The organism is Lysinibacillus sp. OF-1 (genome assembly GCF_028356935.1).
GTDB classification, from domain to species: domain Bacteria; phylum Bacillota; class Bacilli; order Bacillales_A; family Planococcaceae; genus Lysinibacillus; species Lysinibacillus fusiformis_D.
In genome coordinates, this window is the sequence record NZ_CP102798.1 from 4,415,209 (window position 1) to 4,438,519 (window position 23,311).

At 37.6% G+C, this 23,311-nt stretch carries 22 protein-coding genes, 1 pseudogene and 1 riboswitch; of the genes and pseudogenes, 14 read left to right on the plus strand and 9 right to left on the minus strand.

Annotated features, from left to right (window positions below; genetic code table 11):
• The first annotated feature begins 324 nt into the window (after window positions 1-324).
• Entirely contained in the window at window positions 325-1,170 is an 846-nt protein-coding gene (locus NV349_RS21645; RefSeq protein WP_141904203.1) for an aldo/keto reductase, read from the plus strand.
• 55 nt (window positions 1,171-1,225) lie between these two features.
• Here NV349_RS21645 and NV349_RS21650 read toward each other — a convergent pair whose 3' ends face one another.
• Window positions 1,226-1,609: a winged helix-turn-helix transcriptional regulator gene (locus NV349_RS21650; RefSeq protein WP_036128717.1), complete on the minus strand. Its 384-nt coding sequence runs from the start codon at window positions 1,607-1,609 to the stop codon at window positions 1,226-1,228.
• 109 nt (window positions 1,610-1,718) lie between these two features.
• Here NV349_RS21650 and NV349_RS21655 point away from each other — a divergent pair, with 109 nt between their 5' ends.
• From NV349_RS21655 to NV349_RS21675, 5 genes are all read left to right on the plus strand, one after another.
• Window positions 1,719-2,903 carry an MFS transporter gene (locus NV349_RS21655; protein ID WP_141904202.1) on the plus strand — a complete coding sequence of 395 codons (1,185 nt, stop codon included), beginning with the start codon at window positions 1,719-1,721 and terminating at the stop codon, window positions 2,901-2,903.
• Between the two features lie 159 nt (window positions 2,904-3,062).
• The gene (locus tag NV349_RS21660) at window positions 3,063-4,013 is read left to right on the plus strand and encodes an ABC transporter substrate-binding protein (RefSeq protein WP_036127126.1); all 951 of its coding nucleotides are present in this window, start codon (window positions 3,063-3,065) and stop codon (window positions 4,011-4,013) included.
• Window positions 4,014-4,661: 648 nt separating this feature from the next.
• Window positions 4,662-6,230, plus strand: a complete 1,569-nt coding sequence (locus NV349_RS21665; protein ID WP_271911325.1) for a helix-turn-helix domain-containing protein — start codon at window positions 4,662-4,664, stop codon at window positions 6,228-6,230.
• 123 nt (window positions 6,231-6,353) lie between these two features.
• Window positions 6,354-6,752 carry a YuzC family spore coat inner layer protein gene (locus NV349_RS21670; protein WP_036128728.1) on the plus strand — a complete coding sequence of 133 codons (399 nt, stop codon included), beginning with the start codon at window positions 6,354-6,356 and terminating at the stop codon, window positions 6,750-6,752.
• Window positions 6,753-6,847: 95 nt separating this feature from the next.
• Window positions 6,848-6,954, plus strand: a riboswitch (SAM riboswitch).
• A gap of 88 nt (window positions 6,955-7,042) precedes the next feature.
• Window positions 7,043-7,780: a cyclase family protein gene (locus tag NV349_RS21675; protein ID WP_036128730.1), complete on the plus strand. Its 738-nt coding sequence runs from the start codon at window positions 7,043-7,045 to the stop codon at window positions 7,778-7,780.
• A gap of 42 nt (window positions 7,781-7,822) precedes the next feature.
• Here the strand turns inward: NV349_RS21675 and NV349_RS21680 are convergent, their stop codons facing one another.
• Together NV349_RS21680 and NV349_RS21685 are read right to left on the minus strand one after the other, a co-directional pair.
• Window positions 7,823-8,419, minus strand: coding sequence for a DedA family protein (locus tag NV349_RS21680; protein ID WP_036128732.1), 597 nt, complete (start codon window positions 8,417-8,419; stop codon window positions 7,823-7,825).
• Window positions 8,420-8,519: 100 nt separating this feature from the next.
• Window positions 8,520-9,270: pseudogene (locus NV349_RS21685) on the minus strand (Cof-type HAD-IIB family hydrolase).
• Window positions 9,271-9,606: 336 nt separating this feature from the next.
• Between NV349_RS21685 and NV349_RS21690 the strand changes: the two are divergent.
• From NV349_RS21690 to NV349_RS21700, 3 genes are all read left to right on the plus strand, one after another.
• Window positions 9,607-10,290, plus strand: coding sequence for a DUF2225 domain-containing protein (locus NV349_RS21690; protein WP_036128736.1), 684 nt, complete (start codon window positions 9,607-9,609; stop codon window positions 10,288-10,290).
• Between the two features lie 22 nt (window positions 10,291-10,312).
• Window positions 10,313-10,666 carry a hypothetical protein gene (locus NV349_RS21695; RefSeq protein ID WP_036128737.1) on the plus strand — a complete coding sequence of 118 codons (354 nt, stop codon included), beginning with the start codon at window positions 10,313-10,315 and terminating at the stop codon, window positions 10,664-10,666.
• 247 nt (window positions 10,667-10,913) lie between these two features.
• Window positions 10,914-12,332: an erythromycin esterase family protein gene (locus tag NV349_RS21700; protein ID WP_058845252.1), complete on the plus strand. Its 1,419-nt coding sequence runs from the start codon at window positions 10,914-10,916 to the stop codon at window positions 12,330-12,332.
• Window positions 12,333-12,381: 49 nt separating this feature from the next.
• On the opposite strand, the gene NV349_RS21705 is transcribed toward NV349_RS21700, so the two are convergent.
• From NV349_RS21705 to NV349_RS21715, 3 genes are all read right to left on the minus strand, one after another.
• On the minus strand, window positions 12,382-13,557 hold the full coding sequence (locus tag NV349_RS21705) for a DUF4272 domain-containing protein (RefSeq protein WP_141904199.1): 1,176 nt from the start codon (window positions 13,555-13,557) through the stop codon (window positions 12,382-12,384).
• A gap of 1 nt (window position 13,558) precedes the next feature.
• Window positions 13,559-14,860 carry an SMI1/KNR4 family protein gene (locus tag NV349_RS21710; protein ID WP_271911331.1) on the minus strand — a complete coding sequence of 434 codons (1,302 nt, stop codon included), beginning with the start codon at window positions 14,858-14,860 and terminating at the stop codon, window positions 13,559-13,561.
• A 184-nt stretch (window positions 14,861-15,044) separates the two neighbouring features.
• On the minus strand, window positions 15,045-15,875 hold the full coding sequence (locus tag NV349_RS21715; RefSeq protein WP_036128745.1) for a MerR family transcriptional regulator: 831 nt from the start codon (window positions 15,873-15,875) through the stop codon (window positions 15,045-15,047).
• 86 nt (window positions 15,876-15,961) lie between these two features.
• On the opposite strand from NV349_RS21715, the gene NV349_RS21720 reads away from it, so the two are divergent.
• Together NV349_RS21720 and NV349_RS21725 are read left to right on the plus strand one after the other, a co-directional pair.
• On the plus strand, window positions 15,962-16,429 hold the full coding sequence (locus NV349_RS21720; protein ID WP_036128746.1) for a GNAT family N-acetyltransferase: 468 nt from the start codon (window positions 15,962-15,964) through the stop codon (window positions 16,427-16,429).
• Window positions 16,416-17,759: an MATE family efflux transporter gene (locus NV349_RS21725; protein WP_058845250.1), complete on the plus strand. Its 1,344-nt coding sequence runs from the start codon at window positions 16,416-16,418 to the stop codon at window positions 17,757-17,759. The genes NV349_RS21720 and NV349_RS21725 overlap by 14 nt, the downstream gene beginning before the upstream one ends.
• A 30-nt stretch (window positions 17,760-17,789) precedes the next feature.
• On the opposite strand, the gene NV349_RS21730 is transcribed toward NV349_RS21725, so the two are convergent.
• Window positions 17,790-18,089 (minus strand): GNAT family N-acetyltransferase, encoded by a 300-nt coding sequence (locus tag NV349_RS21730; RefSeq protein WP_271911335.1) that lies wholly within the window; start codon window positions 18,087-18,089, stop codon window positions 17,790-17,792.
• Between the two features lie 73 nt (window positions 18,090-18,162).
• Window positions 18,163-19,206, minus strand: a complete 1,044-nt coding sequence (locus tag NV349_RS21735; protein WP_058845249.1) for an AI-2E family transporter — start codon at window positions 19,204-19,206, stop codon at window positions 18,163-18,165.
• Window positions 19,207-19,648: 442 nt separating this feature from the next.
• Here NV349_RS21735 and NV349_RS21740 point away from each other — a divergent pair, with 442 nt between their 5' ends.
• Window positions 19,649-20,038, plus strand: coding sequence for a RidA family protein (locus tag NV349_RS21740; RefSeq protein WP_036128757.1), 390 nt, complete (start codon window positions 19,649-19,651; stop codon window positions 20,036-20,038).
• A 114-nt stretch (window positions 20,039-20,152) separates the two neighbouring features.
• Here the strand turns inward: NV349_RS21740 and NV349_RS21745 are convergent, their stop codons facing one another.
• A complete protein-coding gene (locus tag NV349_RS21745) occupies window positions 20,153-20,734 on the minus strand; it encodes a TetR/AcrR family transcriptional regulator (protein ID WP_036128759.1) in 582 nt (193 codons plus the stop codon).
• 295 nt (window positions 20,735-21,029) lie between these two features.
• Between NV349_RS21745 and NV349_RS21750 the strand changes: the two genes are divergently transcribed.
• Both NV349_RS21750 and NV349_RS21755 read left to right on the plus strand, forming a co-directional pair.
• The gene (locus tag NV349_RS21750; protein WP_442916457.1) at window positions 21,030-22,190 is read left to right on the plus strand and encodes an MFS transporter; all 1,161 of its coding nucleotides are present in this window, start codon (window positions 21,030-21,032) and stop codon (window positions 22,188-22,190) included.
• A 22-nt stretch (window positions 22,191-22,212) separates the two neighbouring features.
• On the plus strand, window positions 22,213-23,286 hold the full coding sequence (locus NV349_RS21755; RefSeq protein ID WP_271911340.1) for an LLM class flavin-dependent oxidoreductase: 1,074 nt from the start codon (window positions 22,213-22,215) through the stop codon (window positions 23,284-23,286).
• Window positions 23,287-23,311: the final 25 nt, after the last annotated feature.

A 23,311-nucleotide genomic window follows, 5' to 3' on the forward strand; every position in this document is an offset into this window, starting at 1 on the left:
ACTATTTTTAGTTTAAATTCGCTATCCAACAAAAATTCCCTTTATTACAGAAAAAAGTCATTCATTTACTTCAGTCCAAATACTCTTTATACAGGCAATTGTCATTCCATAGCGCCCCATATTTTTCTGATTAGAAGATGCGTGACCAATTAGGGGCTTACCATTTTGTTTAATAGCAAAATTTTTTATTCCTCTAACCATTGTCAGCTCACAAAAGTTACCTCGACGTTTCTATGAAACAAAAATGTGCGTACTTTTTTTCACCTTATCGAAACATCATAATGAAAAAGCAATCAAGCAAACTCACATATTGGAGGAATAAAAATGATTACTCATTTACAAGATACAATCACATTAAATAATGGCTTACAAATGCCTGGTATGGGTTTAGGTGTTTTCCAAGTAGCGAATGGCGCTACTGCAGAAATGGTCAAAAACGCCATCGAGGTCGGCTATCGAAGCATCGATACAGCTGCTATTTATGGCAATGAAGAAGGTGTAGGAGAAGGTATTAAACAGGCACTAACATCCACTAGTTTACAACGTGAAGACCTGTTTATTACATCAAAAGTGTGGAACGATGGATTAAGCTATGAGGAAACTATTACAGCCTATGAAAAGAGTTTAGAAAAACTGGGTTTAGATTATCTAGATCTTTATCTTATTCATTGGCCAGGTAAAGATAAATATACTGACTCTTGGAAGGCTCTAGAAGACTTATATGATCAAGGTAAGATAAAAGCAATTGGCGTATGTAATTTCACAGCCTCACACTTGCAAAACTTACTATCATTTGCTCGCATTAAGCCTGTTATCAATCAAGTGGAATTTCATCCACGCTTACAGCAAGCTGAGCTTCATTCATTCTGTAATAACCACCAAATTCAACTGGAGGCTTGGGCACCTTTAATGCAAGGTGGGCTTCTTGAAGATGAAACGATTTCGAAAATCGCAATAAAATATGGAAAATCTAATGCTCAAGTTATTTTGCGCTGGGATGTACAAAACGGCATTATTGCGATTCCAAAATCTGTGCGTCGAGAACGCATGCTACAAAATGCTGATATCTTCGACTTCCTTCTAACAGACGAAGAAATGGCTACAATCAATGCGATGAATCTTGAACAGCGTGTCGGACCGAATCCAAATAAATTCGACTTTGCTCTATAAGCATAAAAAGAGGAAAAGAGACTGTCTTACATGTGACAGTCTCTTTCTCCCCTCATTACGATGTTTGCTGCATTGCGATATCTTCATCACGTTGTTTTAACAGTACATCTTCACCTTTATCCTGTAATAATTCAACATGCTTTTCGCCCCAAGTGCAAAGCATGTTCAGAATAGGTTCCATCCCTTGTCCATAGGTCGTTAATGAATATTCGACTTTTGGTGGTACTTGATTGAAGACCTTTCGATGAATTAATCCAGCCTGCTCTAGCTCTCTTAATTGACTTGTAAGCATTTTTTGAGAAATACCCGGAATTAATCGGCGAAACTCATTTGTTCGAATTTTACCATGGTGGTTTAAATGACAAAGAATGACTGGTTTCCATTTACCGCCGATAACTTCAAGCGTAGCTTCAACACCAATATTATAAACTTTTTGCATTGTGACCCCCTGTAATATTTAAAAGTAACTAAAAGTACCGTACATATCTTTTAGGTATGTATGAATAGTACTACACACAATAAAAAAAATCAAAGGAGATTTTAATAGTATGTCAAAATCAAAAGAGTCAAGTGCTAAATTAACCTTACTAGCTCTTGCAATCAGTGCATTCGGTATAGGTTCCACTGAATTTATCAGCGTTGGACTTCTACCATTAATTACAGATGACTTTGGTATCTCTCTAAGCACAGCTGGCTTAACCGTTTCTATATATGCACTAGGGGTAACTGTTGGAGCTCCATTATTAACAGCCTTAACATCACGCCTTAGTCGAAAAACCGTATTATTGCTTGTCATGACCATCTTTATAGTAGGTAACTTAGCAGTCGCTTTAGCACCTAATTTCTCTTTATTATTAATCGGACGTATTATTTCAGCATTAGCACACGGTGTGTTTATGTCCATCGCTTCCGTTATAGCGGCTGATGTAGTGGAACCAAATAAACGAGCCAGTGCTATTGCCTTTATGTTTACAGGCTTAACTTTGGCTACTGTAACAGGTGTTCCACTTGGTACATTTATTGGTCAAGTAACAGACTGGCGGATGTCGTTCATCTTTATCGTCGTCATTGGGATTATCGGTTTAATTAGTAATGCGATCTTAGTACCTAACCAATTGTCGAAAGGCAATCCTATCTCTATTCGTGATATTGGCAAAGTATTAGGCAATATTCGCATGATTTTAATATTGTTCATTACCGCAATTGGATACGGTGGTGCCTTTGTTGTCTACACATATATTTCACCTATTTTAGAGCAATATATGGGGTATTCTCCTCATGCAGTAGTCATTATTTTAGTGGTCTATGGTATTTGCGTTGCGATCGGTAATACATTAGGTGGTCATTTTGCTAATCATAATCCGCTACGTTCTATCTTTATTATTTTTGTAGGACTTGCCTTGGCGTTGCTCGGCATTGGCTTCATGCTCGAATCACCTATTATCGGATTAATCATGGTATTAGTAATGGGCTTATTTATGTTTATGAATGTCCCAGGATTGCAGCTATATGCTGTTCTACTGTCTGAAAAATATGTACCATCAGCTATTTCTATGGCCTCAGCATTAAATATTTCTGCCTTCAACATTGGTATATTTTTAGGGTCCTATATTGGGGGCTTTATTATTCACCATCAATCATTAGCGCATACTCCCTTGTATGGATTTTTAATGGTTATGCTGGCAGCAATTGTTACATTAGTCTGGTACATTTTCGATAATAAAAAACAATAGGAAGTCAAATTTCATTTTGTATAAAAAAGAAGTAGAGAATGTGTATTGTTTGTTGATATGTTGTGTCCTATAATTTACTTGAATCAAACGAGAATGATTATCATTCTAGGTTGAGATGACATTCTTACTGTTTTAGTAAATTAATAGGAGTGAATAACAATGCGTAGAGGTCGATATTTTTCATTTGTCCTTTTACTTGCACTAATGTTCGTGTTAGGTGCCTGTGGCTCAAATGAAGTAAAAGAGGATACAGCGAAAGAAGATCAATCAACTAAAGATACAAGAATTGTAGAAGATGAGTTTGGAAAAGTAGAAATTCCTACAAACCCACAGCGTGTAGCTGCTATCTATATGGAAGATTATTTAACTGCCTTGGATGTAAAACCTGTTGTGCAATGGTATCACCCATCATGGGGTAAACAGGACTATTTAGGATTAGATGTTCCTGAGTTCGACATTACTGGTAGTATGGAAACATTACTACAAGCTAAGCCTGATTTAATCATTGTGGATGGCGCCGCGGATAAGGCAAAATATGAAGAATACTCAAAGATTGCACCTACTTACCGCTTAAAAGAAGATATTCTACAAAATCCACGTGAAATTGTAAAAACAATAGCTGATGTTTTAAATATTCCTGATAAAGCAAAGGAAATCGTTGACAAATATGAGCAACGTGTATCCGATTTAAAAGCAAAATTAGATGAATCAATTGGAGACGAAACAGTTGCTGTTGTACGTCTAAATGTCGCAGATAATACATTAGCTTTATTTGGCATTAAAAATCGCTACACTGGCTATATTTACACAGAAACGGGCTTGACACCACATCCGTTAGCACGTGATATGACAGAGTTTCATGAAGTCTTATCAGAAGAGGCTATTCCAGAGCTAGATGCGGATCATATCATCCTTTTCCCTTCAAATGGCACTTGGGATTCGGAAGAAAATCAAGAAGCGATTAAATGGTTAGATAGTACACTATGGAAAACAGTACCTGCTGTTAAAAATGGGCATGTCTATATTGCGGATCGAACATATTGGCAGTCTGGAGCTATCACAGCTAACCTGCTGAAATATGATGATCTTGAGAAATGGTTCGTGAAATAATTTTCAAAAGAAAGCTCTTTATGAGGGCTTTCTTTGCATAGCGTTGAAAAACAAAACCATCCATAAAATTTTTGTGAAAGATGAAAATGGATTTCCGTTGCAGGCTACTTGCTTTCCTGTGGGCGAGCGCTGAGCCGCTTCCTCCGTGCAGGGGCTCGCCTGTCTCGCTATCCCATGGGAGTCAAGTAGCCTTCCACTCCAACCCACAAAAATGGTACCTTTTTAGCAAAGGTTTTCAAATAAGGCGAAGGTCTTCACTACTCTTTATGGAGAGGTGTTGTCACACATCACTTCCCCACATTGAAAATAAGAGCTTATTCCCTCTAAAAATAATGGGCTATTTAATCGCTATATTACTATGAAAAAAAGTAAAGACACTTTGCAGAATGGTTGATTGGAGTGGAGCCAGCGTCACTCCTAGGGGATTTAGCGTCACAGATGAGACCCTGGAGCGAGCGTAAGTGAGTGAAGCGGCTCATCGGACGCCCCCTGGAAAGGGCGCTGGCGGAACGGAAATCAACCTTTCACCTTGCAAATTTGCTTTTTCTGCCGTTGACATCATCTTTTTTCAACAACATGAAAGAAAGCTCTTCAGAGAGCTTTCTTTGTGTTGTTCTCCAAATTCAATTATAAAGGGGTGAATCATCAATGGGTAACTTAACACATGTCTATACGTTACAAACTATTTCTTATGTGATTCAATCAACGAACAAGCAGCAGTTTAATAGTGATTTCTATACACTTTTCATCGTAATGAGTGGCAGCGGAAAGCTAGAAATAGATCATAACACCATTCATCTTAGTGAAGAAAAGTGCATATCGATTCCTCCTAATAACACGGCTAATATACGCATTCAAAACGAGCACCTTTGTTTTTATCAATTACAGTTCAACATTGTCCATCTTTGCAATAAACAGACTACTAGCCCTTTTAAGCGTGTCAAAGAGCAACGTCTTCTCCCCTTTTCGCAATGTCGTAGACTGCTAGAAGCCATTTATCAGAACCGTCTAGCGGAGGATGAGCACACCATCTTTGAGCAGCATGTACACTTTCAAGAGCTGATGTTATTGCTCTTACATCAAACAATACCCAAGCTGGTGCAAAAAAATGATCGTCAATCTGTTGAGCAATCCATTAACTATTTGCATAAACATTTTGAAAAAGAGTGGACTGTCGAGCAGTTGGCAGAGCTAGCTGATGTTCCAAGATGGAATTATACCCGTATGTTCAAAGAGATTACAGGGCAAATCCCTCTTCACTATTTAAATAACATTCGCATTGAAAAAGCCAAGCAATTATTAATGACAACAAATGATCGGGTATTTGAAATTAGTCAGTCTATCGGATTTAATAATGAGTATTATTTCAATCGTCGTTTTAAAGAACATGTCGGCATCTCTCCAGGACAATATCGAAGAAACCAAAGCAGCAATCTACGTGTATTTGCACCATTCTTAGAAGATTTCTTTGTCGCCCTTGGGATTACACCAATTGCTCAATTCAGTCATCCAAAATGGGGAAAACAAGACTATTTAGGTCTACAAGAAGTGCCTGATATCGATGTACAAAATGGAGAAATGGATCGACTCCTTCACTATAAACCAACATTAATTATGCTAGATGCAGGTATAGAGCGATGGGAATCCTGTCATCATTTAAATGAAGTAGCTCCCATCTGTCATATCTCACATCCTGGAGAGAACTGGCAGTCTACTTTGTTTAAGATTGCTGATTTAACAGGAAAAACCGCCTTGATGCAAGACGTGATCCTACAATATGAGGATAAGGTACAGCAAGCAAAAGGAATTCTTAGTAAATCCGTTTATGGGCAAAGTGTGGCATTTCTTCGCATTTCAGCCATTGGCATTACTCTATATGCGGGTCCTGAATGTGGCTATACGGGGCCAATTTTATATCGTGACCTCGGTTTAATGCCACATCCACTTGTCTGGAGTATTCCGCACAATCAACGTAAAGCACCACTGACATTTGATCAATTGCTGCAATTAGATGCGGATCATTTATTTATTACTTTTGATAAACAACATTCCATTTACGAGAACGAGGAGCGTACGATTTTAAAAACTTCTATGTGGAAAAATCTAGCTGCAGTTAAAACCAACTGTGTATATGAAGTGGATTTTTTAACATGGATGAATTACGGTATTCTGTCTCATAGTAAAAAAATTGATGATGTCTTACATGTTCTCGGCTAAAAGAGGAAGCTCACTTTGGCTTCCTTTTTAAATGATTAGGACAGACATTGCACTGCAAAATAACACCTAAAGACGTTTAGCTACATAAGATAAGATATCAGCTATAGGATAGGAGGAATTACATTGTATTACAATCCTTATCCGTACTTTGTTCATCCTTATCATTACCCAACGTCGCCACTTGCCCAGCAGCTTGCCGTTAGACCTATTCCTCAACATTTAGCAATGCCGAACACTACCCCCTTTCCACCTGTCGACACACATAAATTAAAAATGTCAGCTACACGGATAAAGGCGATCATGCAACAGGCTCAATTGCTTACGGATAAAATTGATAGCTCTCAACAATTTGCACATGATCTAATGAATGCTGCACAGCTTTCAAATAAAACAGAGGTTGATAAATTAATCACATCAACAGGCATTACGATGAAATTTGATGCAAATTATACACCAGACAATTTCAGAATACGTCTTATGGATAATGGTTGTTGTGGCATAACCATAAATTTAAGTTGGTAAAAAAATTTACCCTTATATCTCTATCGAACTTGTAAACTATAAAATTCTATGCTAAAGTGTTTTTATTATTATTTCTGAAAATTCTTATATCACTTTTCTTATCGAGAGAGACGGAGGGATTGGCCCGATGAAGTCTCAGCAACCAGCTCAACAGTATGGTGCTAATTCCAATTGGCAAAATTTTAAGCCTGAAAGATGAGAAGAAGAACTACCGTTGCTTATTCTGGAGTCCTCTTCTAAGGGGACTCTTTTTTATGTTCTACTAATTTTAACAGAAAGCAGTGAAATCAATGTCAAACCAACTTTTACAAGCATTACAATTATTAAAATCAAAACAATGGGTTGATTTAACACATACATTCGGCCCTAATTCCCCACATTTTTTTATGTTTGAAGATGCTAAATTTGAAACATTATTCTCTCATGATGACGGGTTCTTCGCACAACAATTCACGTTCCCAGGACAATATGGCACACATATCGACCCACCCATTCATTTTGTGCGAGACTCCCGCTATCTAGAAGAATTAGAACTAAAAGAACTAGTTCTTCCTCTTGTCGTTATTGATAAATCACGAGAAGCTGCTAGCAATCATGACTTCTCGCTAAGTGTGCAAGATATTTTTGATTTTGAAGCACAACATGGAGTAATTGAAGCAGGTACCTTTGTAGCGCTACGTACGGATTGGAGTAAGCGCTGGCCAGATAAAGAGGCATTTAGTAACCAAGATATGGATGGACATAACCATATACCAGGCTGGGGCTTAGAGGCATTACAATTTTTATTGAAGGAACGTCAAATAAGTGCACTTGGCCATGAAACATTTGATACTGATTCAGCCGCTGATTTTCACAAAAATGGTAAGCTAGACGGCGAATACTTCGTGCTTGAACAAAACATCTATCAAATTGAGTTGATGACTAACTTGGACAAGCTACCTGCGAAGGGGGCAATTATCTTCAATATCGTCCCTAAGCCTGAAAAGGCATCTGGATTCCCTGTACGCTCATTTGCTATTTTGCCATAACACAAAGGTCTGTACGATTCATATGTTGAATCATACAGACCTTTATTTTCGTATATTTCTTTTTTTGAATAGATAGTAAACGATGAGCATTACGAGGCCAAACAATAGGATGAGATAAATACTATAATGGGATAAATAATAACCAACAAACCGCCACTTCTCCCCAAGCATCCTCCCTAACGTTATAAATGTGAAAGTCCAGATAAATGCCCCTGTATAGGCAAAAAAAGCAAACTTTCTATATGGATAATTATTAATTGCCGCAATATAGGCTGTCAGATGTCGTACACCAGGTATAAAATAGCCTATTAATAATAAAGTTGGCCCAATTTTAGTAAACAGTTGTTTTGTAAAATCAATTTTTTGCTCCGTAATATGAATTTTGGGTCCATATTTCTGCAATAATGGTAAGCCAAAACGATAGCCGATATAGTAGCTTAAGGTAATACCGCCAACTGCACCAATCATTGCACTTACTAAAGCGGGAATGTGTTCAAGGCTTTCTATATAAACGCTGTAGCCAACATATGTTAGAAAGACCTCATCAGGAAGTGGCAACCCAACAATGCCTCCAATTAGGATCACGATAATACCCAAATACCCGTAATGTTCAATTAGAGATTGCACATGATGTGCCATATAACATCCCACCCAAAATTTATTAAAACGCATTGATTAACAAGTTCCTTCAATAGATCTAAGAGAACCTGAGGCATCGACTTTAAGACCTTCAGCAGCTTTATATCATTTGAAACTGCCGTAAAGCAAAGTCAATACCACCTTCAGTGGAACTCTTTGTAACAAAATTCGCAACTGCTTTTAGAGCTGCACTACCATTTCCCATAGCAATACCTAGCCCTACATGCTCTAACATATCAATATCATTATCCCCATCTCCAAAAGCAATAGCATTTTCAGGATCAATGTTAAAATGGTCTAGTACCGCTTTAACAGCTATCGATTTGGCAACATCCTGCTGTAATACATTCACAATATAAGGATGCCATCGCTGCCAAAATATATGCGGAAATTGGCTAGCATATCTTTTTTCAGCCTCCTCATCTGCATATAGACACATGAGAAAAACTTCTTCATCCACAATTTTTTCATTCACAACCGGAAAATTTCGTAAAGATAGAGTTGCCTGCATCGCATTGAAAGCAGCTGGATGCTGAATGCCATTCATCGATAGTTGCTCTGTAAAAAATGTGAGGCTATGCTGCTGTTCACGTGCAAAAGCTTGTACATTTTGAATTATGTATGATTAAATCCTTGTGTTTCACATATGCCCCATTTGCTGTAATAAAGGTTTCAATCCCTAGCGCTTGTATCTCCTGACACATCGATAAAGGTCTTCCTGTAGCCGCTACAAGGTGAATTCCTCTCTCCTGCAAAAGTTGAATGGCCTGCTTTGTGCTTTCTTCCACACAGCCATCTTCGTAATTAATCAGTGTTCCATCCACATCAAAAAATATGATATTATAATTCATCTTAAGCCGCCTTTATAAAACAGTACTTTAGAATCACAAACATTTAATTCATTCCTTATACTTAATGAAAAGTATGAAAGTATTTTGACAAACTTTCAGCAAACTCTATAACTTACATTAACAGCACCGATAAATACTATTACAAGCATAGATTTAATGACAATTAACTATAAAACAGATGAATATTTTTATTTTAATAATTCTAAAGGAGTATACCAAAGAACACAGAATTGTTAAAATAAAAGATATCTACTTAAATACATTGAACGATAAACATTTACGTATAAATAGAGCAAAAGAAACAAAATTTTAGAGCCTGCAAAGGAGTTGATTCTTATGGCATTTAACATTTACTACTATGAAAGTAGTGTAGATTGTAAATTTTGCAAAAAGCATTTTACAACTTATAAAGTACGCCCTAATCGATATAAAATCATCGAGGAGCAAACAGATTTCATGCCTGTTTATGATGGCTTAAATCCTTTGCTGTATGAGGTTGCTGTTTGTCCCCATTGCGGCTATGCCTACCATAAGTCTATGACACGGACATATGGACCTTTCATGCAACTCATTGATGAAATTTACATTAAAGAGCTCCAGAAGCCGATGGATATTTGTCAGGAACGTACAATCGATGATGCCATTGTCAGTTTTAAGCTTGCTTATTTGGTATCACGTGCTTCCATGGAGGAATCCCTTTTAATGGCGAATTTCGCCTTGAAAATTGCTTGGCTTTATCGTTTAAAAACCGATGAGGAATCCGAAAAGCGTTACCTTTTTGCAGCTAGAGACTTTTATAGTAAATCCTTTGCATCCAATCAGGAGGGTGGAGAAAGAATCCAGTTTTTACATGCTGAATTAAGCCTTCGACTCGGTGATATTGTAGAAGCTAAAAAAGGATTCTCACGTTTAATTGCCGATCGAAATGTATCACCAAAATATCGAAAGCTTGCGCGTAATCGTTGGGAAAATTATAAATATGACGAACAACCTATAACAGTTAATGAAATCATTAATTGATTTGACGAGGAGAGGACTAGTTATGTTGCTATTCCATAAAAGAATTGATGTGAGAGAAGAGGACATATTTTCAGAGTTACATCATTTTTTATTAAGAAAAAATAATCGCTACTTAACAAACGATGAGATAGTCGCTTTAACAGGAGTGTCACCTGAACTCCTTTACAAATGGGTAAAAGCAGGAAAGTTAAAAAAGTCCATTTTCCCTAATTTAGGAGCGCCCTGTGAACGATGTGGACAAATTACACAAGCTAAAATTTGTGTGAGCTGCTCCTCCTCCATTGTTGGTACATTAAAGCAAGAAGAAAAGGATCGTGCATGGTTCAATCAAATTCAACGTAACCATGTTAGAGCAAGCACCTATCACTATAAATAATGATAAACATCTCCACTTTACAAATGGAGATGTTTTATGTTGTTGAAAAAAGGTGATTCACTAGCAGAAAAAGAACCCTTGGCAAGGTAGTTTTGTTTCCAACGCTATGGAGCAACTCCACTTTACAAACGGGGATGTTTTTTTGCCAATATAGGCAAATTTAAACAAAATTTAAACAAACTCTTCCTAAGCTTTAAACTTCGTTCCTTATAATAAGTATCAATATAAGAAGAAGGGCTGATTATTAATGAAAAAAGATAGGAAACGTAAGGTTTTATTAAGTATTGCACTGACAAGTTTAATGGCACTAAACGGAGTAACTAGTGTCTCTGCGGCTGTCACTGCAAATGAAGAACAGCTCAATATTGAACTTAATTCAACAGTCAAACAGGTTAGGTCTTCTAATGAAACGTTATTAGATTGGAAAAAATGGGTAAACGATCATGCCTATAGCCTGTCCTCCATTCAACCTGAAACATTTAATGGACAAAAAATTCCATCTAGTGAATTTGAGGATTTAGAGATGCTAAAGCCATTATTACATGATAAGCGCATTGTCTTTTTAGGAGAGAGCTCTCATGGTGTTGCACAATTTAATCTAGCTAAAACACGTTTAATACAATTTTTACATCAAGAAATGGGCTATAATGTTCTCGCTTTTGAAAGTGGCATGGGAAATGTGATGAACGCCCAAGGAAAAATTGACAAACAAGCGGCTCTACAAACAATGAAGGATGGTATTTTCGGTGTATGGTGGACAAAAGAAACCCTTCCTCTGTTTGAATACGCCAAAACAACTTATACAACAAAGCAACCCCTTGTTCTCACGGGCTTTGATATTCAACAACAAGGGGCATTCACGAATGGAGATTGGCTGCACAATCCTCAATTAGCTCAACAATTCAGTGAAGCAGAGAAACAACTCGCTGAATGGAGCTCAGGAAAAGATTTAAAGGGCTATCAAAAAGAAAAGGCAACAATTATCAATGTGTATAAACAAGTAAAGGCACAAGTACAGTTAAAAGAAAAAGAGTTGCAAGCAGCATATCCAAATGAACCCCACATTGTAAAACTGATGGAGCGTACTTTAGCAGATCGTATTCGTTTAGCAAATGAATATGTTGAACTAACTATTCAGGCCAATATTGACCTTGAACAAAATAATATAGAGTCATTTTTACAAACAATGGAATGGCGAGATCAGGCAATGGGTGAAAACTTACTTTGGTTAGCTGAAAAGGTTTATCCAACAGAAAAGTTTATCGTGTGGGCACATAATGACCATATTCGTAAAGCACAATCGGATGTAATGGGTTCCCCTTATCCAGTCAAATTAATGGGCGAACGTTTACCAGACATCTACAAGAAATATAGCTATGTACTAGGCCTATACATGGGAAGTGGCGAGACAGCAAATAATATGGGTGAACCGATGGCTGTATTACCACCTATCAAGGGATCTATTGAGGATATTCTGTCTACAAAAAATAAACCATATACATTCATCGATATGCGCAATCGTCAAAATGAGCGAGGCAACTCATGGATGTTTGAGCCTCGCATAGGCTATAGCTGGGGCGTTATGCAGGAAAGCTTTGTTCCACGCGATCAATACGATGGTATTCTCTTGATCGATAAAGTAAGTAAACCCCATTATGTAAAATAACCTCTCTTATAAAATAATCGCAAACTAGATTCCCTAGTTTGCGATTACTTTATGTATCCATGGATATCGTATCCCATTCCTCGTCTTGATACCCAATCATCCAAAATAAGCCTCTACGCCTTTCCATCACAACACTTTCATTTAACGCTAAAGGAGCTGTCTGTCCATTAATTCGACTATCTACACAAGCCCAATGCAATCTATAAATTTTATCAGCCTCGTCTAAAATTTCTTCCTTACTGCGCATAATTGTTTGTTGGTAAAACTGTTCAAACGTTTCGCAGCTTGAAACAGCTTGAATCGCATATTCACAATCACAAACATCTTCCGGAAAATCTAACTCTTCCACCATACCTAATGCCCAAATGAGTGTCCAATAGGCTTCATATTGCCATGAAATATTGACAGCCTCTTGCGTACTAGGATGCTGCGCCCCCAGAAAGAGCCTTTCTTGCTCCGTTAAGAATGGTTGTACTTTATATTTATGTAGCATATCGGTAAAGAATTCCCTAGACCCTTCAATATCGCCATTTTGTGCTACGTCACAGGCGAATTGAATAACAATCAATAGGGCAACTGCTCTTCTTGCGATATCCTCTTGACTTTTAAAGTGGAGATTTTCTAATGGTGATAGCTGAGGAAGAGAAGCAGCGTAAGGAATCTCTCGTTCTGTTAAAAAAGCGATCGTTTTATTTTTTCGCACTTCTCCCTGTGCTGATGCTACCTCATGCGTATTTATTTTTCTTGTACAAGCATGGGGTCTAAAGTCAGATGGACCTGATTCCCCGTTAGGATAAACAATCACGCTACCGTTTTGATCCAGCAAAGTACCGTCTGGTAGAAAACCAATACCGCCTATCCTTGTTAGTAGTCTTGTAAATAGCTGCATATGCTCGTCTGTCATAGCCCTATCCATCTCGATTGCAATGACTGTATTGAGCACAGCTATTTGAATCATTACTCGTTCTTTTAGCTGTTCATCTTTAAAGGGAATAGTATCGTAATAGCCCATCATCCCAGGGATATTTTTTGCAAAATAATCAGGGTTCATATCTTCAGTTAAAATGTTCATCGAGCATCTACATTTTTTAAAAAGCCCTTTAGATTTCAATAAATATCCGCTATCTTGTTTTTCAATAGCAAAGCCTTTGGCAAATACGTCGGCTATTTTAGCATGCATATCATCTAGATCATTTTTGGAAGCAAATATCGTAAAATGATTCAAACTACTCTCTCCTTTGTAACATATAGCATTTCAGTATCCAATTTTCCAAACCATTCAGTACTTGGCTAAATAATTGTTTATTTTTTCGTAATACCTCATGTTCCATCCAATAAGCCAGCAAAGAGCGCCATTCTTCCTCATTTATCATTGTTGTTGGTGTGATTCCCTGCTGCATCATATAGCAAACAGCTCGGATAGCTGTCAGTCTCTCTACTTCACTACCATCTAACCACTCAAATAGTGTCCCTGCACTTGGCTGTGATACTGCTAAAAGCGAGTCCCAGCCATCGATCGGAAATGCAACATAGGGCTTCATCCATGTAATAATGTTTGGGTGCTGGAAATGGCGTAATCGATGTAATGCCGTATAGGCATCCATGTTATCTTTTTCAATATCCTGTAGGATAAGGGCCAGCCCTTCGTCTACTGGTAAACAATGCGCCGTTAAATAATCACGTAGCCAGGCTGGAAGTTCAGCATTCCCTTGCCAAAGTTCCTTTACCCATCTTTCAGCCTCGTCAGCACACACCGTTACTAGAACTTCACCCCAAGCTTTTTGTTGTGCTGGAGTCTGTGCTTGTTCAACTCTTTGTTGAAGTGCCTCATATATCCTTACCTTATCAAATTGCCAAAAAGCCTCTTGAATGCTTGTTTCTCTTACGCCATGCATGGAAACATAATGAAGTAAAGATTCTAAGCTTGATTTAGCCTGCTGTAAATTAGAGCTTAAATATTGTTCCAGCCACGTTAACCATATTTGTGACCTAGTCAGATTAACATCCAATCCCTCCCCACTACAAAATTGTTGATGCTGTCCACAGTCTACACTAATACAGCCTAGCGTGGTCGCAATGTCGACATACGCAGGAAAGCTTAAGGCAAGCAAATTAAATTCATCTTCTTCATGACTCCAATACCAAATCGATTCGTCCTCAAGCTTGAGGAGAAGGGCATCTCCGTTACCTGCCGTAAAAAATTGTAAGTATTGCTGTTCATGCAATTCATCATCCCCTCCAAAATAGGGGAAATCCAAATCATTTAAGCTCCAGCCAAAATCTCCAGAAGGCTTATCCAGCAATTCTGTAGGCAAGATAGCTTCGTCAGGGAGAGACCAATAAATAGTTACTTGCTGCGAGCAATTTAGTAAGAGATGACGGAACTCATTAGGGATTTGTACGCCAAGTCGTGCCTCTACCTGCTGTAAATCATGTTCAGTAGCGACTGCTCGTATTTCAATCGGATGTACATAAGCTCCTTGCCACTTCAATCGCTTTATTAAATGTTGCCAACGCTCAATCCACATTGCAGCTCACCTCCACATAGGCTAAAATGATTTCTTTCGTCTTATTTTTATCGTCAGAAAATCATCTACTGATTAGGTTCATTTCCAACACAATAAAAAATGCTATTATTTTACTGATATATAAGCCTTCAAATATGCTAAATTACTTAACTCTATACGGTCTTTTTTAGTAAGTAACAGTGAATTATTTGACTTTCTTTACTTCCATCATAATTTTTGTCACATACTCTTCTTCTCGATTTTTTATAACAGCATCATAAACGTATTCCTCATAAACGTATTGACCAAGCTCATAGCCTTTTTCATGCATGACATTAAATAAACGTGTATAGGTCTCTCCAAGCTTCGCAGAGGGCCCAACATGATAACCAATAACGAATTCCCCCTCTATTGCTTTAAAGTAAGGATGACCTTCTCTTGGATTAGGCTGCTCAATATATAAATAGCTGTAATTATCGTAATTGCCAGCTAATACTTGTTCTCTCCTCGTAATCCCTCCGATTGGATAACCTGTATCTAATTGAGAGCGATCTAATTCCTCGATAAAATCCGATACAGCCTTCACAAACTGCTCTTCAGTAGAATCTTCGATATTTTTACTTAGGTATAATGTATCTTCAGGAAAGTACTCAATCGTGATGTCATCAAAATGTAGATGTAGAGCTTCCTCAGTCGTTTTGATTTTGACATCAATAATATTTTCAATCATTTCGAGCTCTCGACGTTTCTTCGCAACAATTTCTTTTTGTTGATGCATCAATTCTAAAAAATTCTCTGGTGATTTCTCTGCCATATACTGCTGAATATCCTTCAAGGACATTCCAACTGCTTTTAATAACTCAATAACACTAAAAAAATCATATTGAGCAAGTGAATAATACCGATAATCTTTACTATCCTTCATGATGGGAGATAATAATCCAATTTGATCGTAATAAATGAGTGTTTGCTTATTAACCTTACAAATTTTAGCAAATTCCCCAGTTGTAAAATATTTTACATTTTTATTAAGCATTTTTTGAGCTTCCTCCCTTGACTATATAGTAACTATATACTTTAAATTGTACCTATTCACAATAAAAATAGAAAGGTTTTGACATTATGTTCACGGAGATTCGTGACATTACAGCTTTCAACAAGAAAGAAATTTTAGCTTTACGCATCGCAGACAATCAGCAACATTTTATTGAAACGACAGACCAATGCTTAACAGAGGCAGAAATGGATCGACGCTTTACTCCTTTAGGTCTGTATAAAGATAACACCGTTATAGGCTTCGCTATGTATGGATTATTCCCTCATGAAGATTACAGTCAACGCGTTTGGCTCGATCGCTATCTAATTGATGAACAATACCAAGGGCAAGGTTTAGGTAAACATTTTTTACAGCAACTTATTCATTACTTAACAGTAAAGTTCAACTGTTCACAAATATATTTAAGTGTTTATGACAATAACGCAGTAGCTATTCAGCTGTATAAACGATTTGGTTTTATATTTAATGGTGAACTAGATGACAAAGGGGAAAAAGTAATGGTGTTGGAGGTGCATGGACATGACAACCATTAATCCTATTGAAACAAGACCACTGAAACCATTATTTCTTTCATACTTATTCCCCGCAATGATCGGTATGCTTTTGATGTCCGTCAATATTTTGGTAGATGGTATTTTCGTTAGTCATGGCGTGGGTCCTACAGCGTTAGCTGGGGTTAATATAGCCGTTCCCATTTTCTCTATTTTACTTTCAATTTCTCTATGGATTGGTATGGGAGGAGCTACGCTTTTCTCAATTTCTCTTGGGGAGGGCAATAGGCAACGAGCTCATCAGCTCTTTACATTAGCGTTTATAATGATGTTACTAGTCGTGCTAACGATTATCGGATTCCTTGCGTTCAATTTAAAAGATATTTCTTATATATTTGGGGCAAGCGATGATACGTATCCCTATGTACAGGAATACTTACATGTTATTTTACTGTTTGGCGTGTTTTACACACTAGAAAATCTACTAAGTATTTTCATTCGAAATGATGGTAACCCAAAGCTTGCTATGCTGGGCTTAATTACAACATCAGTATTGAATATACTCTTAAATTATATCTTTATCTTCGTACTAGATTATGGTGTGACTGGCTGTGCCTTAGCAACAGCAATCGCCACTATTATAGGTACGTCTGTACTTTGTCTTCATTTTTTCCGTCCACAATCTGAGTTAAAGTTTGTCTCTTCATTTTTTAATCTATCAGATCTCAGAAAAATATTTGCTATTGGACTACCTAGCTTTATCGTTGAAGCTTCCGTAGCAGTTATCGTTATTTTGTATAATGTTACCTTCTTGCACTACTTAGGGGCAAATGGCGTAACAGCCTATGCAATGGTCAACTATATCCATACTGTATTGTTAACGATTTTCCTTGGCATCGGTATGGCACTACAACCATTAGTGAGCTATCACCATGGGGCGAGATTACTAGAACGATTAACAGCATTATTAAAAATAGGGCTAGCTACTGCATTTATTTTAGGGTTAACGACGGCACTTATCGCAATGCTTTTCCCTTCTCAATTAATGGCATTATTTGGAGATAGCTCCTTTGAAATTCGTAGTTTGGCAGCACAGGGCTTTGTTCACTTTGCCATTGGCTATGTATTTTTAGGAATCAATATGGTGTTCGCAGAATTTTTTCAATCCATTGAAAAAATTCGTATTGCCACAACCATTATGTTACTACGCAGTATTATTTTATTTATCCCTACCCTCATCGTACTACCCAAACTACTTGGCTCTCAGGCCATTTGGTGGACCTTCCCGGTAGCAGAGGGCATTACAGCATTGCTCATTTACTTGTATATTAAAAAAAATCCAAGAACCATTTCCTCTCTAAAAAATGCTTAAATAGAAAGGGGCCTCATCATGGCCCCTTTCTTACTTTTTATTCAAATATTCATCACGCAACATACTCATAATAATCCCATCCGAAAATGCATTGTTCATAAACAAAGCCTGTCTTAAAATAACTTCTGTATTTGAAACCGAACAAATAGCAAAATCATAGCGCGAGGCATCTTCTTTAAAACGTTGAATCGCCTCTTTAATGTGTTCTTTTGTAAATATGTTACGCGTTCCTGTCATATACATGATTTCTTCATTTTGAAAGCACCTTGCAATACGATCGATATCATCCTCACGAATGGCTCTTAAATAGACTCTTTGACCTTTTATCATGATAGACTCCTCTTTCACATGAAATAAGGAACCATCTTGTACGTAGATGATTCCTTTGTCAAAACTATTCCATTTACTTTTCATTGGGTATTGGTACCGATTTCTTTACAGGCTCTTCCGAGGAGGTTACACCTAGAATATCGAGCAGGAACATAAACAGCGGAATACCAATGATTAACCCCCATACACCAAGGAAATGCTCTGAGAAGAGGATGACCATAAACGTATAGAAAATCGGTAAATCTGTCTTTGCGGACATCAGCTTTGGATTTAAGAAATAAGCTTCAATGGCATGTAATACCATGACAATGACTAAAATATAGACAATGTACATTAAGCCACCGATACTATATGCGATAATACTTAGTGGAATTAGTGAAATAATAACTCCTGCGACTGGCACTAAACCTAAAATAAAGAGCATAATCCCAAGAGCAATCAGATGTGGAAAGCCCATTATAGAAAGGGCAATCACTGATAACACACAGTTGACAGCAGCAATAATAAATTGAGCCTCAATTACTTTACCAAATGAGCGGATGAAAATTCTTGAAAAATAATGAAGTTCATCATAAAGTGGTCCAACTTTACTATCCTTAAACTTGGCTGTAAACTCAATAATGCGTTTCTTTTCCAACAAGATGAACAAGCTCAATATTAGAGAAATCAAAATTTGCATAATGATTTTACCAATATTCGTAATATTTTTAAGAGTTAAATCCACACCCTGCTCTAAATATTTTCCAAGTTCGATTTTCTCAAAAGTTGGCGCTAAATATCTGGCAATCTCATTGTCATCTGGATCGAGATTAAAGCTGGCAATAAGATCGAAAAGCTGGGTAATTTGCTGGGTTACAATCGGCAAATACTTGTAAATTACCGCAACAATACCTGCGACAAGTAAAAGGTACAATGTTACTGTAACAGCCTTTTCATTCATCGGTGTATATTTTCTTATGCTTTTCGTTGTCTTCGTAGTAAGCTGATTCATCAAATAGGTAATAATAAACGTCAGCAAAATTAAGTTGATCATACTACGCATTAAATACAATGCAACTGCAATCCCAACTAGAAGAATAATACGTTTAAATCCATTACTCCGAAAGAAATTACTCATTTATTCACTCCTTCTACAAAACGGCCTCGCTGCCTCTGCTACCTAGGGCTACACTATCAACTAAACATAAGCAGTATAAAATTGATTTACAACAATACGCATCATTCTTATGTAAAAATTTCCCTCTCATTTAATGAGTATAGCCATCTACCTTCAAAATAAGACGAAATTCATGTTTCTTTAGAAGTGTCTGTATAAAACCTTAGGCGTGGGTGAAGTGAATTGTATGTCTTGTCAAATTAAAAAATCAATACTTTTATCCTTTTTGAAAGCTTTATCAGCGTATAAGCCTAAATTCTATGAATCTATTATAACCCTATAAAACCAGCATATCCAATTTGAAAGTTCTTTTATAATGGTATTTGCATAGAACTTTTATCAGATGGTACATTATGCTATTTTGATTACAGAAACAAATTAAAAATAGACAAGGACTGATTCTATGAAAATTGCGAGGAATCCTGAGAACATTCACCCACCTGTTGCTCCTTATGTACATCAAATTGAAGTCACTGGCCCCCATAGGTGGTTAACCCTATCAGGTCAAATCGGTATGATGGCAGATGGGACTATCCCTGAAGATGCAGCAGTACAATTGAATGTAGCACTAGAAAATATAAAAAAAAATTTAGAAAGCGCCAATATGGAGGTTCAAGATCTGACGAAGATCGTTTTCTATTTGGTAGGAGAAATGGATGCAAGTCAACGACAGCAAATCATCAATAACTTTTTTGGGGGACATCTTCCATGCACAACATTGATATATGTGGTTGCACTCGCTACTCCTGCCTTAAAGGTTGAGATAGACGCATGGGCTTGTAAGAAATTATAAATCATACTATGTTATATATAATCAAGATGTGCTGTAATTATGTATTTTTCTAGTACCCCTTTAACCCTTCTAAAGGGGTACAGTTTCATCTACTTTTACATAGATAGTAAAGTATTATTTAAGTAATGTGAGCGTTGTTGCAATTGCATTATCAACAAAGGCTTGTTGCGGCTGTGATTTCAGCATGACCGTTAATCCGATTAGTGCCACAAGTAGTGCTTGTGCTAAAGATTTCGCATCCGTGTCAGCATCTAACTCGCCTGATTGGATTCCTCGCTCAATCGTCTCCTGAAAAATAACAGCTAAATAAAGTTGATGCTCTCTCGTTAAAATTTCAAATCTCTCGTCATGAGGAGCTAATTCAACCATTGTATTGATACAAAAACAGCCGTTACTAAGATCTTTCGTATATTCAGCTGCAATCACTTCTTCAAAAAAAGTAGCAAATGCCTGCTTTACAGACGTATGGCTTTGGAGTCTTGCTCGTATATCAGCTGCACGAGATGTCGTATATCTTCGAAGTGCTGCTTCGAAAAGCTCTTTTTTGTCACCAAAGGTTGAATAAATACTAGGACGTTGAATGCCCATTCTAGCAGTGAGATCACTTAAAGAAGTAGCTTCATATCCCTTCTCCCAAAATAACTGCATGGCAGCCTCTAATACTTTTTCTTCATCAAATTCACGGGTTCTTGCCATAAAAAACCCACCTCCTTTATGTAAGGATTAATAAGCTGGTCACTACAATTTAAATACCAAATAGTATGTAATAATTGTATAACCTGCTCTTTATATTGTCAATTTCCGTTTTATTTATAAAAATAAATTCAAAAAATACATTGACACAGCAAATAAAACTAAGATATATTTACCAATAATTATTTCATACCGAACGGTAAGTTATAATGACAATTCAATTATGAATGGAGGATATCGTGTGGACAATGATCTGAAGCGAGAAAACGATGCGCCTACTATAAATCAACAGTCTTCCATGTCTCGAGCTATAACATTATTATTCGCAACAGCCTGTGGAATGTCTGTAGCCAATATTTATTTTGCACAGCCGCTGCTCGATCAATTGTCAAATGAGTTTACTATTGATCACTCGATTATTGGTGTTGTTATTACCATCACGCAAATCTTTTATGGCTTAGGTTTATTACTCTTAGTGCCTCTAGGGGATTTACTCAATCAGCGCCGATTGATTATTGGACAGATGCTACTGTCCATAACGGCTTTGGTTATAGTAGGCACTGCCTCCTATAGCGCAGTACTTTTCACAGGTATGGCTTTGGTAGGTCTACTTGCAGTTGTGACGCAGACACTTGTGGCATTTGCGGCTACTATGGCTTCCCCTACAGAACGAGGTCGTGTTGTTGGTATTGTCACGAGCGGAATCGTCATTGGCATACTGCTCGCTCGGACCTTCGCTGGTCTCTTAACTGATCTTGCTGGCTGGCGGTCCGTTTATCTAGTCTCTGCCACTCTTATGTTTTTAATGGTCTGTATATTTCTAAAAGTGTTACCTAAAGTGGAGCGTGAAGTAAAAGCCCTATCCTACTTTCAGCTAATTAAATCCGTATTTATGTTGTTCATTCAAGAAAGAACTTTACGTATCCGCTCGGTTCTAGCCATGCTAATTTTTGCTAATTTCAGTATTTTATGGACGCCACTTGTTCTGCCACTTAGTGCCCCACCGTTAACACTGTCACACAGTGTCATTGGTGCTTTTGGTCTTATTGGAGTGGCTGGTGCATTAGCTGCCGCACAGGCAGGGAAATTTGCTGACCGGGGTTATGGACAAAAAACAACAGGGATTGCTTTAGTGCTACTACTCATTTCATGGTTGTTTATAAATTATCTAGAAAAGTCGTTATTTGCATTAGTTGTTGGTATTATCTTGCTGGATTTGGCCGTACAGGCAATTCATGTCACTAATCAGACGATGATTCTTCCATTGCGTGCAGAAGCGCGAAGTCGACTTACCGCTGGTTACATGGTGTTCTACTCCATCGGCAGCGCTGGCGGTTCAATCGCTTCTACACAGACATATGCACACTTTGGCTGGGAAGGGGTTTGCTTACTTGGAGCTTCTATCAGTACAATTGCCCTTATTTTTTGGGTAATGACTAGACGATTCACAAAATATTGATTTAACTTAGGAGAGATAACAAATGGAAATAGGAATTACTTCTTTCGTAGAAACAAAACCAGATGTTCATAGTGGCGAGGTAATTAGTCATGCACAGCGTTTACGTGAAGTAGTGGAGGAAATCATTCTTGCAGATCAAGTAGGATTGGATGTGTTTGGCGTTGGCGAGCACCATCGAGAAGATTATGCTGCTTCCTCCCCAGCAATGGTGTTATCAGCTGCCGCTCCACAAACGAAAAAAATTCGATTAACAAGTGCCGTGACAGTTCTTTCTTCTGCCGATCCCGTACGTGTCTTTCAGGATTTTTCTACTTTAGACGGACTATCAAATGGGCGTGCGGAGATTATGGCTGGCCGTGGATCCTTTATCGAATCTTTCCCCCTATTTGGCTACAATTTAAATGATTATGATGAACTGTTTGAAGAACATTTGGACTTATTACTCAAAATTCGCGAGTCAGAAAAAGTAGTATGGGAAGGGAAGCATCGACCAGCGATCAACAATTTAGGTGTGTATCCAAGATCTGTTCAAAACTCCTTACCCATATGGATTGGAAGTGGAGGAAATCAACAATCTGCCATTCGGGCCGGACTTTTAGGATTACCACTTATGCTAGCAATCATTGGAGGCAGTCCTATGCAGTTTGCTCCAATCGTACAACTCTATAAAAAAGCTGCAGCTCATGCAGGCCACGATTTATCTAAGCTTCAGGTAGGCTCTCATTCAATAGGTTTTGTTGGTCCAAATAAGGAATGGGCAGCAGATACATTTTTCCCATCCACAAAAGCAGGCATGAATAAATTGGGCAAAGAACGCGGCTGGCCGTATTATGATCGTTCTAGTTATGATGCTGCACGAAGTTTTGAAGGGGCATTATATGTAGGTGATCCAAAGACAGTTGCAGATAAAATCATTCATCTTCGTAAACATGTAGGGATCACACGGTTTATGCTATACGTACCTTTAAGTACAATGCCACATGATCAAGTCATGCAAGCGATAGAACTTCTTGGAACAGAAGTGGCACCCCGTGTGCGTGAGGAAGTTGCTAAATGGGAGGCGGAAATGGCACTAGAAGGACATCCATTTCTTTAGGATTTCATTATATTTTAAAGGGGAA